Annotated in this window: 18 protein-coding genes; 13 read left to right on the forward strand and 5 right to left on the reverse strand. The window is 59.3% G+C overall.

Going from position 1 to position 16122, the window contains the following annotated elements; translation table 11 throughout:
• Position 1: 1 nt before the first annotated feature.
• From flgK to HF955_RS07120, 3 genes are read right to left on the reverse strand one after another with little or no spacing between them, the layout of a single operon-like run.
• On the reverse strand, positions 2-1450 hold the full coding sequence (gene flgK / locus HF955_RS07110) for a flagellar hook-associated protein FlgK (RefSeq protein ID WP_291078855.1): 1449 nt from the start codon (positions 1448-1450) through the stop codon (positions 2-4).
• Positions 1451-1478: 28 nt separating this feature from the next.
• Positions 1479-2783 (reverse strand): flagellar hook protein FlgE, encoded by a 1305-nt coding sequence (locus HF955_RS07115; RefSeq protein ID WP_027838170.1) that lies wholly within the window; start codon positions 2781-2783, stop codon positions 1479-1481.
• 45 nt (positions 2784-2828) lie between these two features.
• A complete protein-coding gene (locus HF955_RS07120) occupies positions 2829-3680 on the reverse strand; it encodes a flagellar motor protein MotB (RefSeq protein WP_291078856.1) in 852 nt (283 codons plus the stop codon).
• A 213-nt stretch (positions 3681-3893) separates the two neighbouring features.
• Between HF955_RS07120 and HF955_RS07125 the strand changes: the two genes are divergently transcribed.
• From HF955_RS07125 to HF955_RS07160, 8 genes are read left to right on the forward strand one after another with little or no spacing between them, the layout of a single operon-like run.
• A complete protein-coding gene (locus HF955_RS07125) occupies positions 3894-4769 on the forward strand; it encodes a FliM/FliN family flagellar motor switch protein (protein ID WP_291078857.1) in 876 nt (291 codons plus the stop codon).
• 42 nt (positions 4770-4811) lie between these two features.
• Positions 4812-5678, forward strand: coding sequence for a flagellar motor stator protein MotA (motA, locus tag HF955_RS07130; RefSeq protein ID WP_027838168.1), 867 nt, complete (start codon positions 4812-4814; stop codon positions 5676-5678).
• Positions 5675-7411, forward strand: coding sequence for a hypothetical protein (locus tag HF955_RS07135; protein ID WP_291078858.1), 1737 nt, complete (start codon positions 5675-5677; stop codon positions 7409-7411). The genes motA and HF955_RS07135 overlap by 4 nt, the downstream gene beginning before the upstream one ends.
• Complete coding sequence (locus HF955_RS07140) at positions 7411-8124, forward strand: flagellar hook-basal body complex protein (protein WP_291078859.1); 714 nt, start codon at positions 7411-7413, stop codon at positions 8122-8124. The genes HF955_RS07135 and HF955_RS07140 overlap by 1 nt, the downstream gene beginning before the upstream one ends.
• A 26-nt stretch (positions 8125-8150) precedes the next feature.
• Positions 8151-8936 carry a flagellar basal-body rod protein FlgG gene (gene flgG / locus HF955_RS07145; RefSeq protein ID WP_027838165.1) on the forward strand — a complete coding sequence of 262 codons (786 nt, stop codon included), beginning with the start codon at positions 8151-8153 and terminating at the stop codon, positions 8934-8936.
• Positions 8937-8940: 4 nt separating this feature from the next.
• Positions 8941-9348, forward strand: a complete 408-nt coding sequence (flgA, locus tag HF955_RS07150; protein ID WP_291078860.1) for a flagellar basal body P-ring formation chaperone FlgA — start codon at positions 8941-8943, stop codon at positions 9346-9348.
• Positions 9345-10049, forward strand: a complete 705-nt coding sequence (locus HF955_RS07155) for a flagellar basal body L-ring protein FlgH (protein ID WP_291078861.1) — start codon at positions 9345-9347, stop codon at positions 10047-10049. Before flgA ends, HF955_RS07155 begins: the two co-directional genes overlap by 4 nt.
• Before the next feature lie 9 nt (positions 10050-10058).
• Positions 10059-10586 carry a flagellar basal body-associated FliL family protein gene (locus tag HF955_RS07160; RefSeq protein ID WP_291078862.1) on the forward strand — a complete coding sequence of 176 codons (528 nt, stop codon included), beginning with the start codon at positions 10059-10061 and terminating at the stop codon, positions 10584-10586.
• A 39-nt stretch (positions 10587-10625) separates the two neighbouring features.
• On the opposite strand, the gene HF955_RS07165 is transcribed toward HF955_RS07160, so the two are convergent.
• On the reverse strand, positions 10626-11291 hold the full coding sequence (locus HF955_RS07165; RefSeq protein WP_291078863.1) for a flagellar hook capping FlgD N-terminal domain-containing protein: 666 nt from the start codon (positions 11289-11291) through the stop codon (positions 10626-10628).
• An 11-nt stretch (positions 11292-11302) separates the two neighbouring features.
• The gene (locus HF955_RS07170) at positions 11303-12709 is read right to left on the reverse strand and encodes a flagellar hook-length control protein FliK (RefSeq protein ID WP_291078864.1); all 1407 of its coding nucleotides are present in this window, start codon (positions 12707-12709) and stop codon (positions 11303-11305) included.
• 111 nt (positions 12710-12820) lie between these two features.
• On the opposite strand from HF955_RS07170, the gene HF955_RS07175 reads away from it, so the two are divergent.
• The 5 genes from HF955_RS07175 to HF955_RS07195 all read left to right on the forward strand — a co-directional run bounded on the left by HF955_RS07175 (position 12821) and on the right by HF955_RS07195 (position 16122).
• The gene (locus HF955_RS07175) at positions 12821-13138 is read left to right on the forward strand and encodes a hypothetical protein (protein WP_291078865.1); all 318 of its coding nucleotides are present in this window, start codon (positions 12821-12823) and stop codon (positions 13136-13138) included.
• Positions 13131-13514, forward strand: coding sequence for a hypothetical protein (locus HF955_RS07180; protein ID WP_291078866.1), 384 nt, complete (start codon positions 13131-13133; stop codon positions 13512-13514). The genes HF955_RS07175 and HF955_RS07180 overlap by 8 nt, the downstream gene beginning before the upstream one ends.
• 141 nt (positions 13515-13655) lie before the next feature.
• Entirely contained in the window at positions 13656-15233 is a 1578-nt protein-coding gene (locus HF955_RS07185) for a flagellin (protein ID WP_291078867.1), read from the forward strand.
• A 65-nt stretch (positions 15234-15298) separates the two neighbouring features.
• Positions 15299-15688 (forward strand): flagellar biosynthesis regulator FlaF, encoded by a 390-nt coding sequence (locus HF955_RS07190; protein WP_291078868.1) that lies wholly within the window; start codon positions 15299-15301, stop codon positions 15686-15688.
• Positions 15688-16122 (forward strand): flagellar biosynthesis repressor FlbT, encoded by a 435-nt coding sequence (locus HF955_RS07195; RefSeq protein ID WP_291078869.1) that lies wholly within the window; start codon positions 15688-15690, stop codon positions 16120-16122. The genes HF955_RS07190 and HF955_RS07195 overlap by 1 nt, the downstream gene beginning before the upstream one ends.

Below are 16122 nucleotides of genomic sequence, written 5' to 3' on the forward strand. Positions count from 1 at the left end.
ATCAGATCTCCATCAGCTGTTGCAGCATCTGGTTGGCAATTTCGATGACGCGCGCATTCGCGGCGTAGGCCTGTTCGATCACGAGAAGGTCCTGCATCTGGCTGTCGATATCCACGCCGGTCTCGGTCAATTCGGATTGTGCCACAATTTCATACTGCGTCGACGCGGAGGACAGGACGGATTCATGAGAAATGCGCTTCTGGCCTGTGACCGACGCGATATGCGCCACCAATTCTGTCGATGAGAAGCTGCCCTGAATGCCATTTGCATTCATCGACTGCACAGCCGTAAAGGCGTCAGACATCGCCGACAGGATGGAATTGTTTCCGGGCGGACCTTCTGCTGCCGCGCCGATGCCATCGCGCAGGCGCCAGAGATTGCCGCCCTGTGTCGGGTCGATCTGGGCGTTGATGGCAATCCGTCCTGCAAGGCCGGGATCCCCGACCGTGCCTGTATCCACGAAGAGGCCGAAATCACCCGGCGTCTTGGTGGGATCAATGGAGTCCGCCGAAAGCCGGGTGACGAGATCTTCCGCGACCATGTCAATCTGCGCGTTGAATGCAGGAAGGTCGGTGTCGCGCAGCGTGAACAGGGCGCCGAACATGCCGCCGGAGACGGCTGCGTAGCTCGAGGCGCCGGGTGTGAGGTTAAGGCCATCGACGGTCAGGCCGGACAGGGCGCCATTGTCGACGGTCTGGTCCGCGCCAAACGACGTACCCGGCGTGAATTCAATCTGCTTCGCCGTTCCGGCAACCAGATACACACCTTCCACGGTGACCACATCCAGTTTGCCATTCTCGCGCGGGATTGCCTGTATCGGCAGGTATTCCGCGATCGTGTCCAGTGTGCGCTGGCGCTCGTCCATGAGGGCGGCCGCTTCAGATGTCGTGCGGTCCATCTTGGTAAGCTGGGTATTGAGGGCTTCGATCTTCTTGAGCGCGGTATTGACGACATCCACCCCGTCGGCAATTTCCCGGTCAGCTTCCGAGCGTTGCTGGGTGACCAGTGTGGAGAGGTTGTTCAGTTCCTTCACGACGGCATTGGCCGAGTCCAGAAGGGCCGCAAGCTGTGTGCCGGATTCGGGAGATGCGACGGAGGCCGCCAGCGCGGATTCAAAGCTGGAAAACTTGCTGAAGAGGCCGGTACCTTCCGCGTCGTCGCCGAGTCGGGACGACAGGACCTGCCAGGTGCTGGCCATGAGGCTGGCCTGGGCCACGTCTCCTGACAGGGCGCGGCGCTGGGTGGTCAGAACAGAATCTTCGGCCCGTGTCACACCGGTCGACGAAACGCCAACCGTCCGGCCCCCCAGCAGGGTTTCGCTCAGGACGACAGAACGCCGGACATAGCCCGGCGTTGATGCGTTGGCGACGTTGGTGGCGACAATGTCCGCTCTCAGGCCCGAAACCCTGAGACCGGACTGTGCCGTGTTGATGGCGCTTGAGATACTCAAATCAGAGCCCGCCTGTCAGGAATGCGGATCAGCGCTTCAGGTTGGTTGTTTCTTGGAGCATCTCGTCGACCGTCTGAACGATCTTGGCGCTGGATGAATAGGCGCGCTGCGTTTCGATCAGGTCTGTCAGCTCGGCCGCGATGTCCGTGGTGGACTCCATCAGGGCGTACCCTTCGATGCTACCCACCGGTCCGGTACCGGCATCCCAGAGATAAAGGTTTCCGCTCTCTGCCGAGACGCGATAGGCCTGACCGTCAAGGGCCTTGAGGCCGTTCATGTTCGGTACGTCTCCAACCGGGATCTGATACAGTGTGCGGCGGAAGCCGGTATTGTAGATGGCCTGAAGGTATCCATTTTCGTCGATTTCCACCGATTGCAGGTCACCAATCGGGGCGCCATCCTTGCTGACGGAGGTCGGCGAGAAATTGGCTGAAAGCTGGGTGATGCCGGCGCTGTCGCTCGGGCGGCCCAAGAAGACTTCAACCGGGCCATGCGGCAGGTTCAGGGATACGCTGCCTGTGGCCGGATCGTAAACCGCACCGCCGGACGCGGTGATCGTATCGATACGTCCGCCATTTGCGGCGCTGTCTGCGAATGTAATGTCCAGATCACCGATAGACACCGCCGGATCGCCGGCGCTGTCGAAGATCTGCACGGTCCAGGCATTGCTGGAGCCGGACGCCGGAACAGTCGGCGAGAATTCGATGGACAGGGTCTGTGCGCGGCCGAGATTGTCGAAATACTCGATCGGCAATGTGTAGCTTTCGCCGGATCCACCAGCGGTCGTTGCATCGGCCGGCAGGTTGATGCCAAGCTCGATCCGCGATGTGGGCGACGCCGTGTACTGGGAGGCGGCAATGTTGACCGGCTCGAGATTGCTGCCGCTATTGCGGCTGACATTGCCGATTTCACCGTCGGAGTTTGCCGGCCAGCCGAGCAGGAACATGCCGCTCTGCGTCCGCAGGTTGCCGCTCTCGTCTGCATAGAAGGAGCCGGTCGGCAGCAGGAAGAGGCTGCGCTCGGAGGAAAGGGAGTTCACACCCGTATTGTCCGTCACCGGAACGAGTCCGCGTCCGGATACGGCAATATCGGTCGCGTTGCCGGTGGAAATGAGCGATCCGGTTGCGGAGATGTCCTTGAACGCCGTGACCCTGACCCCGCCGGCCGCATAGGCAGACGATTGCTGCTGCAGCACCATGCTGGAGAAATCCACCTGGCTGCGCTTGTAGCCATATGTGGACGAGTTGGCGATGTTGTCGGAAATGGCAGAAAGGCGGCTTGAATTCGAGTTAAGCCCCATCACGCCCGCATTCAGGGACGAAGAAATACTCATGGTCGACTCCTACGACAGATGTACTCTATCAGTGGAGTGCATTCCTTAATAAGCGGATAACCTTAGTTCATCTTTGCCCGCATCGGTCAGGATGACGATCGAGATACGCCGGTTCTGTGAAGCCGACGGGTTGTCGGGTGCCAGCGGATCCGTGTCAGCGCGGCCGGACACTTCGCGAAGCCGGGATGGCATCAGGCCCTGGCTCAGCAGAAGCCGGCGAATGGTGTTGGCGCGGTCTGTCGACAGGTTCCAGTTATCGTAGCCATTGTCCTGCCGGTATTGCAGGCTGTCCGTGTGGCCAACAATTTTCAGGTCATTCTGGAACGTGCCCAGCGAACCGGAAATGGAGGTGAGCAACTCCATCAGGAGCGGGGTCGGATTGCTGCTGCCGACGGCGAACAGGGGAGAGCTGTCGGAGTCGACCACTTCCAGTACCATGCCCTCGGGAGACATCTTGATCATCAGGTGTTCGGACAGGTGTTTGGCATCCTGGCTCAGTTCATCGCGCAGATTGTTGAGGTTCTCGGCCACTTCCTGTGTGCTGGCATCGGCAGCCCGGCTTTCGGCATTGCCGGGCGTATCCACCGTCACGTTGCGTGTTCCGCCCGTGCCCATTTTGGCATAGGTTTCCTCGGTGAACATGGACGAGCCGTTCAGGCCATCCGATCCGCCCCCGGATATCCGGCTGACGGGAATCGTGGGATTGAAATAGTCGGCGATGCCCTTGCGCTGTTCTTCCGTGGTGGCGTTCAGAAGCCACATGAGCAGGAAGAACGCCATCATGGCCGTGACAAAGTCGGCATAGGCAACTTTCCAGGCCCCGCCATGGTGGCCGTCCCCCTGCACAACCTTCTTGCGCTTGATGATGATCGGTTGTGTCGACGATTGGTCGCCCATGGAAAGCCTGCCCCGGAGTTCGTGAGCCTGTGTCCTAACAGACCATACTCAATTCAAGGCTAATCCCGGTTCCCGTTTTGCGGCGGTGTCAGTAACCATTCAGCAACCAAATTACTGAATTCCTACCAGACGGAACTGGATTCTATATGTGGGCGTATCGTGTCTTCTGTGCTGCGAAAGAAAATCGGGGCAGGGGGAGGGCTTCCTCCTACCGTGCGACAGTGTGAGCCTTTCTGGCTGATGCTGGCCGCATCTGTCGGCCAGTGGGCGCACGAAGTCTATGGTGTCGCCAGTGATCCGCACCTCCAGTCACGGAAGGTCCTGGCCGACAAGGATCTCGAAACCGCATTTGGAGACTCATTCGCTTTTATTCTGCCAGGCCAGTCTGCAGGCGCAATGGCGGCCGTTTCCATCAACGCGCCGGGCGCCCGGAAATATGCTGCGACACGCCTGCGCCAGGATGTCGCCAGCCTGAAGAATGCACCGGAACTATTCCTTCGGCTGATGTCGGAGCATGCCGCTCGCGCGCTCTGGAAAAGGGTGTCGCTGGCATTCTCCAAAGATGCCGCGCAGGCGGCGCCGCTCCAGCTCGTCGAGTTCAATGCGACTGCTGACGCACTCGAGAATGAAACTGGCTATCTTTGCCTGACATACACGCTTGGCGGAGACGGGGGCGAGGACAGCTGGCTGATAGAAGGGGGTGGAGACGCCCCCGAAGTACAGCTTCTGGTGAAGATGCAGGACGTGAAAAGCGCGGTCCGAACCCTGCAGACCAAAGCAGAGAAGACGGTCACGTCCGATTCCGGCGGTCATGATGTGCTGAGAAAGCGTGTGCGCGATACGGCCGTTGTCCTCGATGCCGTGCTGGACACGCTGCCGATGACCATCGGCGCTTGTTCAAGACTTGAGATCGGGCAGGTCATTGCCCTGCCTGGCGCGAAAATGGACAGGCTGCACCTCAGCGCAGGCACGGTCAGCGGGTCACTGCCGATCAGCCAGGGGGAATTAGGAGCTTGGAAAGGGTTCAGGGCGCTGAAACTGCGCACACCCGTTCCGGAAGATGTCATTCGGGAAATTGCGGAAATCTGAATCAGCCCCGGTATCGGCCGAGGCATGGAAGGAGCCTTTTAAGTGAACGCAATAGCAGGTCTGGTGGTCACAGTCGTCATGGTCTTCGGCGGGTACATCCTCGCTGGAGGGCACATGGATATCATTACCCATGCGCTTCCATTCGAGATGATGATGATTGGAGGCGCGGCAACAGGCGCCTTCCTCGCTGCCAATGACATCACGACCATCAAGCACGCTTTCGAAGACATCGTCGCGGCCTTCAAGGGGCCGAAATGGAAGAAGGCAGACTATCAGGACCTGCTCTGCCTGATGCACGAATTGCTCAATGTGCTGAAAAAGAACCCAGTCGACATCGAAGCCCACATCGAAGCCCCGGAAGAATCGGAAATCTTTGCGCGCTACCCGAAGATCCAGAAGGACAAGCGGGCCGTCGAGATGATCTGCGACACGATCCGCTCGATGATCATGAACTTTGATAATGTGCATCAGGTCGAAGAGCTTCTGGAGAAGCAGCTGGACAGCCTGCTCGAGGAAAAGCTTCACGGTTCCCACGCCCTGCAGAATATGGCGGACGCCCTGCCTGCGCTCGGAATCGTCGCGGCCGTTCTGGGCGTGATCAAGACAATGTCCTCCATCGACAAGCCTCCGGAAATTCTGGGCGGCATGATTGGCGGCGCGCTGGTCGGAACCTTTCTTGGTGTGTTTCTGGCCTACGGGATTGTTGGCCCCTTTGCTGCGCGCGTGAAACATATCCGGGTCGAAGAACACAATTTCTATTCGATGATCGGCGAAGTGCTGGTGTCGAACCTCCACAAGAACCCGGTCAATATCTGTGTTGAGGTTGCGCGCCGCCATGCGCCAACCCGTGTCCGGCCTTCATTCAACGAGGTCGAGGAAGCCATTCGGGGGTTGAAACAGGTCGCGTGACGCAAGCTCGGCTCCCCTTTCTCATGGCGCTGGCGCTTGCCGTCAGCGGCGCAGCATATGCGCAGGTACCGTCGGAGGAGGGAGTGGAGGCCAGAGACGCGGATCGGCTTTCCGAGGACTTCCGGGATTTCGTTGATGATGCCATTGGCGAGGGCCTGCTGACTCCCACCCGGCAGCAGCCGGTTCAGAAGATTCGCGGAAGGCTCGATGCGGAAGAAGCGGATATTCCGGTTCCATCAATCGATACGGACATCCCGTCGGTTGACGGGTGCGGGGCCGACAGTGCGCTGGACTTGCAGCAGTTTGCACATTTCGAGACATATGAAGACTTTCTGGTCTGGCGCGCGAGCCGTAGTACCGGCGGGGAGGCATTGCCCGCAGACGAGCGCGCACTCGCATTGATCTCAATCGGTCTGTACGCGGAAGCGCGCCTCGAACTGGCCGAGGAGACGGATCAGACCAGTCGCTTCCTGACCAAGCTGTCCAGCTTTCTCGAGGATGGCCGCGTTGTGGACATTCAGGCGTTCGAAGATGGTTCCGATTGTGTTGCCGGGGGAGAGGTCTGGACGGCGCTTGCCCGGCTGTCCACCGCGGATGCCGAGGGCGCCGACCGGTTGGACGACAATCTCATGGATTTCCGTCGGCTGCCGTTCCGGTTGAAAGTGCGTTCGGCCGCTATCGCGGTTCCGGCGCTCGACCGGATGGAGCGCGTTCTGATCGCGGAAAAGATCATGGCGGACTTCACCGCGGAAGATGTTCAGCGGTTTCCGCAACTCGGCTTCAGTCGGGCTGTGCTCGACATGCGCGGAGGCAGCGCCCACCGTGACCAAGCGCTGCGCAAATTCCTGAACAGCCCGGAACTGGGGCGTGAGGCGGCTGCCGTGCTCGTGCGCCATGGATTCGACGTTGATGCGACGGTCCGCGAAGACATGGTGGTCGACATGATGGACACCGTCCAGAGCCTGTCGCGCGGCGCAGATGTCCGGGCCAGCCTGAACGCCATGTTGAACGGTCCCGGTAGTCTAGCCGACTATGAAACGATTGCGCGCCTGTCGGCCTTGCCGGCTCTCCAGGAACAGGAGACGCAGACCTTGCTCGCGTCCCAGCTTGTTGCGCGCCTTGAGAAGGATTTCGAGGCGGAAGACCGATTGGCCAATGTTGCTGCCATGAGCGCGGCAGTGCTCAATCGCCACTTGTTGAGCAGTGACCCGGACAGGGACACAGTGCTGAATTCGGCCACCGACGTTGCCGTGACGCTCGGCCTGTCGAATGTGGCCGAAATCCTTGTCCCCGATGTGCGCCGCGATGCAGAATTGTTGGCAGACCGGGCCGCGCTTGCCTTTCGGATGTACGATGTTGCCGCGTTGCGCGACATGTCCGGGGTGGCGCAGGATAACCAGCAAGTCATGCGATTGGCCGCCATGAGCGCAATCATGACACAGGACACTGCCTGGCTCGACCGGATTGCCGGCAAGGTTGCGCTCGACGCGCAGACCCTCGCGGACCTGATTGAATGCGACGCAGCATATGGCAACTGGGTTCTGCCGGAAAAAGTCTATGCTGCGGCCGCAAAGGTGACGGACGAGGCCATTCGTCCCCGGATCGATCGTGTTCTGACCCTGCGCAAGCACAGCTCCACGCCGGCTCCCCGGACCATTGCCCTGAAAGACATTCCAGAAAGCTTGCAGAAGATCAGCGCTCTTCTGGACGAAACCCTCATGGAGGCGCCCTGATGTCGAATGCCATTTATGCGACACTGACCCGTCAGGACGGGTTGCTGCGGGAAATGCAGGTGATTGCGAACAATGTCGCAAACGCCAGCACGACCGGGTACAAATCCAATCATGCCATCTTTGCCGAACACGTTGCTGCAGCCGGCAACGGGACGGACGGCGTCTCGATGGGCAGTCTTGCAGGCCACAATTTCGACTTGTCCCAAGGCGGCATGAAACATACGGGCGGACAGTTTGACCTGGCCATTCATGGCGATGGATTCTTTGTTCTCGATACGCCAGCAGGAGAGCGTCTGACCCGGGCTGGCGCGTTCCAGTTGTCCGCTGACGGCAACCTTGTGGATGCGTTTGGAAACCAGGTGCAGGGGGCAGGCGGCGGAGCGATTGCGATCCCGCAGGAAGTCACCCAGGTATCCATAGCGCCGGACGGTACAGTCTCGTCGGGGGAAGAAATCTTTGGTCAGATTGGCATTGTTACGGCTGATGGCCAGTTGAGCCAGGAAGGCGGGACCATGTTTGCCGCCCCACAAGGCTACCAGCCGGTGGAAGAACCCAATGTGATCCAGGGGACACTCGAGCAGTCAAATGTGTCGTCCATCCTGGAAGTTTCGCGGTTGATCGAAGTGCAGCGGGCCTATGAGGCCGGCCAGAGTCTCATCGAAAAGGAAGATGAGCGGATCAGCCAGATGATCAAGACAATGCGCCAGCTGTAGAGCCGGATTAATCTGAGGGGAATGAAATGAAGTCATTGCAGATTGCTGCGACAGGGATGGCCGCTCAGCAGCTACGCGTTGAGGTTATCTCCAACAATATCGCGAACATGAGTACTGCCGCTTACCGGCCGCGTACGGCAGAATTCTCGGACCTCATGTATCAACAGCACCTGACGCCGGGAACGATCACGTCCCAGGTCGGAACTGTGGTTCCTGCCGGCATCCAGCTCGGTACGGGTGTGAAGGCGTCCTCCGTCTCGATGGAGATCACGCAAGGCGGCCTGCGCCAGACGGGCGCGGAACTGGACCTCGCCATCGACGGCACCGGGTTCTTTGAGATCACACTGCCATCCGGCGAGTCAGCCTACACGCGTGACGGCAAGCTCAACCGCAGCGCCGAGGGAGAGATCGTGACCATGGAAGGCTATCCCCTGGCGGACGGTCTGGTCATCCCGGAAGATGCACGCAGCATCGCAATCAGCCGGGACGGTGAGGTCGTTGCCTATTTCGACGACGAGACTGACGGACAGCCGATCGGTAACATCTCGCTTGTCCGCTTTATCAACGAGAAGGGTCTGGAGGCAATGGGCGACAACCTGTTCCGCGAGACGGAAGCGTCCGGGCCGCCAAACCAGCTTGTCCCGGGCACAGAAGGGATGGGCCTTATCCAGCAAGGGTTCCTTGAAGAATCCGGTGTCGATGTTGTTCAGGAAATTTCCGACCTCATCGAAGCTCAGCGTGGCTACGAGCTGAACTCCAAAGTCATCACGGCGGCAGATGAAATGCTCGCTGCCACAACCCGCGTGAGGTAACAGAATGGGCCCGTTGATTGCGTTCAGTCTCGGCCTGACCGTCCAGTTGATGGGCGCGTCCTCGCTGGTGGCAAAAGAGGTGATCCGTGCCGGAGATACGGTGACGGCCGCGAACATTTCCACAGAGGCGGGGGATATGGTCGACGCCGACAACCCTCTCATCGGACGCGAAGTGCGGCGAACCGTCTATGTCGGTCAGGAACTGACACTGGACGACACGCGGCCTGCGCGACTGGTTCGGCGCAATCAGCTTGTCACGGTGAAGTTTGTCAGCGGCGCGCTGGAGATCACCACGACCGGTCGAGCCATGGGAGAGGCGACTGCTGGCGAAACTATTTCAATCCTGAACCTCAGCTCGAAGAAGATCGTGAGTGGCGAGGTTCAGTCAGAAGGATGGGTGCTCGTTCAATGAAGACGTTCCTGACAATCTCATTTGCTGCGCTGGGCGTCACGGCCTGTGCGTCCATGCCGGTTGATGCGCCGGTCAATCTCGCCGAGCAGGCACCGGTTCAACCGTTCCAGTTCGAACCCCATGTGGAGCCGGCCCCATCGGAAACTGCCTCGCTCTGGACGACCGCGCCGAATGCCTTGCTCAGCATGCGCCGGGCAAAGGCCGTGGGGGACCTGCTGACCGTGGTTGTCGAGATGGATGACCGCGCGAGTCTTCAGAGCTCTCTGTCCCGCAATCGCAACAGCAGCGGTGAGGTCAATGTGGATGCCCTGTTCGGCCTGCCGGAATGGGCCAATGGCGTGCTTCCGGGCGGAGCGACCCTGTCGCCGGGCGTGGACTACAGCCGCGGATCCGCCCTTGATGGCAGCGGAGCGATGAACCGGGCCGAGACGATTGCGTTCACTTTAGCGGCGCGGGTGGTCGCCATGGAGCCAAACGGGAATCTTGTAATTCAGGGCTACCAGCAGACACGTGTCAGCAATGAAGTCCGGCTCTTGACGATCAGTGGCGTAATCCGTGCGCAGGACATCACCCGTACGAACACAGTCACCTACGAGAAGATCGCGGATGCGCAGATTTCCTACCTAAACAGCGGTGATGCGACGTCGGTCCCGCAGCGCAGGGCTGGTCAGAAGGCCCTCGACTGGATCGTCCCCTTCTAGGAAACAGTCATGAAACAGATTATTCCGTCTCTTGTTGCCATACTTGCCATCGTTCTCGGAGGAGGGGCGGCTCATTTCCTGAAATCGGGATCTGGCGAGACCAGTCATGCGGCGGCGGAAAAATCTGATTCCCATGGCGAGGCGAAGCCGGAAAAAAAGAAGAAGGAAAAGGCGCACGGGAAGACCGACAAGCATGGCAGCGGCGATGCCGAGGACGTGACCTATTACAAATTCTCGCGGGAGTTCGTCGTTCCGATGATCGAGGACGACCGGGTGCAGAGCCTGGTTATTCTCAACCTGAATCTGGAAGTGGATACGGCAATCTCCTCGGAACTGTTCTCGAAGGAGCCAGTGCTGCGGGACAATATCATGACCACGCTCGTGAAACTCAGCAGCGGCGGCCGCACACTGAATTCGATTACCGATGTCGAAAACTACGAGACTCTGCGATCGATGATCCTTGCGAATCTGCAGAATGAGGTGCCGGAAGGTATCCGGAACGTCCTCATACTCGACATGGCCAGACAGGACCTCTAGAGGGCGCCTGACGTTCTAAAATTGCCAGAAATGTTGAGCCTATGATGCGTCATACTTGCTGACGCTGTAGAGGTCAGCCGTGAGATGGGACGAGGTGCCAAACCGCAGCACGCCGTCCTCGCTGGCCACATCGGTGATCGTCGTAATGATCTGCGGTGCGCCCAGCCCGATATATTCTGTCCCCCGATAGAAATCGATGTTGAACTCGAAGACGGTATCGGTGGAGGCGGCTTCGCCGGAGTTTGTCTGGCCGTTCCAGGTATGGACGGCGCTTTCGAGATCGAGTTCTTCGGTCCAGACAATTTCTCCCTCAGGGTCCCGCACTGTAAGATAGGCGTGGTCCGCATCTGTGGGCGTATTGGTAAGGTATTGCACCTCGGATCCGGAATAGGGGACCCAGGACGACTCAACTGTCACCGTCTCGCCCAGCCACTCACTGGCGAACATGGTGTGCAGATCGCCGATCAGGGAGGCGATGCTGCCCAGGCTGGAATTCGTATTCACCTGTTGCTCCAGCGAGGAGAAAGTTGCGAGCTGTTCCACGAATTGAGTGGAATCCATCGGCGCAAGCGGGTCCTGATTCTTTACCTGAGCGGTCAGCAACTGGATGAAATTGTTGAACTCTTCTCCGAATTGCTGAGTAGCAGCCGATGATGCGGCTTGCGTGGTGCTTTGCGCTGCGGTGGCGGAGGTGACAGTGCTCATGAAGCGGGCTCCTAGATGCGGATATCCAGACCGGTGGTGCCGGTGCGGGCCGCAGATGTTGCGGGGGAGGTGGGTGCAGAGGCTGCAATCTCGGCATCTTCTTCCGGTTCAGGCAGGCCCTGTGCGCGCCAGTCGGCGGCATTCTGGCCGGAGGCCTGTTCCCGGAAGGTCATTTCGTTTCCGGAGAGCCCATGCTGTTCCAGAACCGACACCAGTTCGGGATGAAATGCGCGAATGCGCCGTATCGCGTCGGCAGAGTCGGCCGTTACGACGACATGCTGCAAGCCTTGCGAGTCGAACTTGAACTCAAGCGATACCCGGCCGAGTTCCGGCGAATCCAGTTGGACATGGACGCGATTGTGCAACTCATCCGAAGACAGGGATTGCGCGACAATCGTGGGAATGTCGCTTGGGGCCGCCACATAGTTGGCCGGGGTCAGAAGCGGATTGGCCGGAGCAGGCAGTTGGGGCGATACGTTTTGTGCGGCTGGCGTGCCGGAAGCGGGCGCCGCGCCAGTCAAAAGCACGGGCGATGACGCGGCATCGCCGCCAGATGCGAGCTCCGCACTGACGGATGCGGTCTGGAAGCCTGTGGCGGTCACGTTCTTCGCATCTGTCGTTCTACCGATCAGGTCGCTCGATGTCTCCGTACGGGGCAATTCAGTTTCGGTGCGCAGGGTAGCGTCCACCTTGTTCGTTCGGGGTGGCTGGGAAACCGGCATGTCCGTGTCACGAGCAAGGGCGTTGCCTGCGAACTCCATAATGCGATTGGGCGTGGTGGATTCCGCGTCTGTAGTATCGACAGGAGCGGCCGGATCGATGGAACGGGTCTCAAGCTCGGCCTCGCCGGATTGAACGCGCGCAGCGCCGCCGACTGTTTCGGTGGCCGCAACGGTCTGACGGTCCTGTTGTTCGGGGGTCTGTTCAACCGGGCCCGATGGTGTCTGCTTTGCAAGCAATTCACCGGTGTCCACGGTGGCCACGTCCGCTTCCGGAAGGGGAGAAGTTTCCTCAGGAACACTGGAAGCCTGAGCCGGCGCGCCTGTCATGATGGCCGGAAAAGCCTCAGCTTCGCCGGGCGTGTCCGCATCGTCCATCAGCCGCTGAACTATGTCGGTCAGGGGCGCACCCTCATTCAGGAGGCCTTGTGCCGCTTCCAGGTTTGCCTCGGTGAGTTCGAGGTCGCCATTTGCGAGTGCCAGGATGGCTGCCCGCACGTCTTCCGTTTGGCCTTGTGTCTCCTGCGCGAGGCCATCCGCATTGCCGGAAGCCGATTCTGGATCGCCCAGCAGGGCCTGAAGGTTGAATTGTTTCAGGAATGCCTCTGCAGAGTCACCGTCAGACGGGATTGCCGCCCCCGAATTCTGGTCTCCGGAACCAGTGGGGCGCAAAAAGTCCGTAATCAGAAAGGATGACATTGGTTAACCCGGCTTAGCTTTCTTTTAACCCTACTAGCCCCACCACTGGTAAAATAAGATTTAAGCAGACGCGGTTTCTTCGACTGTGTCACGGCAAGCTGGAGAACGGGAATGTCGATTGTTCAAGGGCCGGTCATGTCACCTGCGCAGCAGTTGACCGCAAACACCGCGAAGTCTTTTTCTGCCGGGCCGGATGCGGCAGACATCAACCAGAGATTCGAACAGTTGCTCTGGGCGGAAATGCTGGCTCACACCGGCCTTGAAGAGGCGTTCACCAAATCCGGCGGCCAGGCAGCCTCGGCCTTCTCCCGAATGATCATTGAATCCATAGCGGAAGACCTTGCGCGGTCCCACCCGCTGGGCCTCGACGCGACGGGCCTGAACGACAGGACCGCCCAGGTTTCCATGGAAGGAGGCGACGATGAATAATCCACAAGCATTCGATCAGACCATGGATCGTCTTGAACAGGTGCTGGCGGCAGAACGCCAATGCCTCGCCATGGGCCAGGTGCACGTGATCGCCGAACTGACTGCCGAGAAGGCCGACGCCATGCAGGCACTGGATCGGTTAATGCGGGAGGGGCCTGCAACGCCCAGCGGCCCGGAAATCGGTCCGCGCCTGAAGCGGATTATCCGGGCAGCGCAGGAAAACGCACAGCATTTCGGAGCCGTGCAGCAGGGCCTGCGGAAGCTGACCGAACGTGTAAGCGGAGCAACACAGGATGCTTATGTCGGGGCCTATCAGGCCAATGGACTCCAGACCCCGTTCACTAAGGCCACAGGCAATTATCAGAAGAAGGTGTGACAGTTAACTGATTTTACACGGGTACTGTTTACTTCCTTACAGCGACCAAGATGGGTTGCGGGATTTCCCGACGTCAGGACGACGTAAGATCGAACCTAGGCCGCGTTCAGCGCGCGCCTGACGAATTAGGGGTACATTCAAATGTCCAGCATTCTGACAAACAATAGTGCGATGGTTGCGCTGCAGACTCTGCGCGGAATCAACAGCAACCTCGAGACGGTCCAGTCCGAGATTTCTACCGGCAAGAAAGTTGCCACCGCAAAAGACAACGCAGCCATCTGGGCTATCTCGACGGTCATGTCGACCGACGTGGACAGCTTCAACCAGATCACCGACTCCCTGAACAAGGGTTCTTCGACGGTTGGTGTTGCGCGTGCCGCTTCCGAGCAAGTTACCGAACTGCTTCAGGATATGAAAAACCTGATCGTGTCTGCTCAGGAAGACCTGAACGCCGATGACCGCGCCAAGATCCAGACGGATATCGACGCCAAGCGCACCGCGATCAGCAACATCGTCAATGCAGCCCAGTTCAACGGCCAGAACCTGCTGCAGGGTACCGAGAGCATCAGCATCCTCGCTTCCCTGGACCGTGGGTCCGACGGCTCCGTGACGGCGACGTCGATCACGGTCAACCGTCAGGACCTGCAGACGAACGCAGCAGTTGACGCAGCCGACAAGGCTGCCTCGGACGCCGGTTATGTTTCCACGGCCGATTCTGCCACGGACTCCACTGTGGACCTGTCCAGCGGTGACGCGGGCTTCCTGTCGACCGCTCAGAGCGGCACCATCAACGATGGCAACGATGCTGACATCACGGTCGACGCCGGTACGGTGAATGCCGGTGACGAGTTCACGATCAATGTCGGCGGTTCCGCCTACACCTATACGGCTTCGGAAGGCGACACGTCCAATGATGTGGCGGCTGGCCTGAAGACTCTGATCGATGCAGGATCCATCGCCAACCTGACTGTCACCGTGACGCCGGGTGCTGATCCGTCCTCTGATGATGCAACGATCAATCTGGCTGCCAGTGGTGGCAACGTGACCTTTGACGAAACCGCCCTGGCTGCGGAAACCACCGAGAGTGTGATTTCCGATGGCGACACAGTTGATGTGACGCTGGCCGGCGGAACGATCTCTGAAGGCGATACGTTCACGATCAACGTCGGTGACGCAGACTACACCTACACGGCTGCCGACGGCGACACCAACAATGATGTTGCGGCTGGCCTGAAAGCCCTGATCGATGCGGGCGGTGTGACCGACCTCGTTGTCACCGTGACAGACGCTGCTGATCCGACCTCGGATGCGGCCACGATCTCTCTCGAGGCTGATGGTAGCGACGTGAACGTCAATCTTGCGGGTCTCGCATCCCAGAACGCAGCTGTGGCTGCTGGCGGACTTGGCGCAATCGCTGATCTCAGCGTCGCAACGTCTGCAGACGCAACGACCGCTCTGAACACGATTGAGGACCTGCTCGACACGGCAATCAATGCCGCGACCGCATTCGGTTCCGCACAGACGCAGATCGAAGGTCAGGGCGAGTTCGTTCAGACACTCATCGACTCCATGACGTCCGGTATCGGCGCCATGGTCGACGCAGACATCGAGGCGGCTTCCGCCAAGCTTCAGGCCCTGCAGGTTCAGCAGCAGCTCGGCGTCCAGGCGCTGTCGATTGCGAACTCGAACCCGCAGACGCTTCTGTCGCTGTTCAGATAATCCTAACCGGACCCAGGCGCTGACAGGTGCCTGGGTCCACCTACTTGACCTGCTAGAGAGGGTACATGCAACAACTGGCTTACAAGGCGTATGGTGAAGTAACGAGCCGGACTGCAAATAATGGGCAGATTGAGTACGCCCTCTTCGATGAGATCACACAGGCTCTTAAATCCGTAGATCAGGATGAGATGCCCTCACCGGCGGTCTGGGGCGACGCCATCGACCGCAACCTCAAGCTCTGGCAAATCCTGGCAACGGATCTGATGAGCGATGCCAATCAGCTGGATCCGAACCTGAAGCGCAACCTTGTCGCTTTGTCCGAATCCGTTCGTCGTATCAGCTACAATGTACTGTCCCGCAAGGCCGAAATCGCCGAGCTGGTCGAAATCAACGAAATCATCATGCAGGGCCTGGCGGGCAATATTCCGTCCCCTGCAAGCGTGGCGGCTGAATAATGTCGGGTCTGGTCCTCAAACTGGCAGCGGGCGAACGTTTCGTGGTCAATGGTGCCCTCCTCGAGAATGGCGACAAGCCGTCCACGATCCGCGTGGTGGACGATGATGCACGAATCCTGCGTTGCCGGGATGCGATGAAGCCGGATGAAGTCGATTCTCCTGCCAAGCGTGTCTACTATGCCATCCAGCTCATTATCACCGGAGACCTCAAGGAGGACGACGTCCTGCCGGCGATCCTCGAAGAGTGCACGCGTCTCGAAGATGTCTTCGAAACGATTGATCGCAAGCTGATGAATGTCCTGAAATCCATGCTGGGGCGTGGCAATTTCTATTCTGCGCTCTGTCACTTGCGCGGCATCATTGCCATTGAGGCCGAACTTCTGAAAGTCGCGCACACCAAGGCGTCCTATACTGCTGAGGCCCGGGTGGCCTGA

It is taken from the genome of Hyphomonas sp., from assembly GCF_017792385.1.
In the GTDB taxonomy this organism is placed as follows: domain Bacteria; phylum Pseudomonadota; class Alphaproteobacteria; order Caulobacterales; family Hyphomonadaceae; genus Hyphomonas.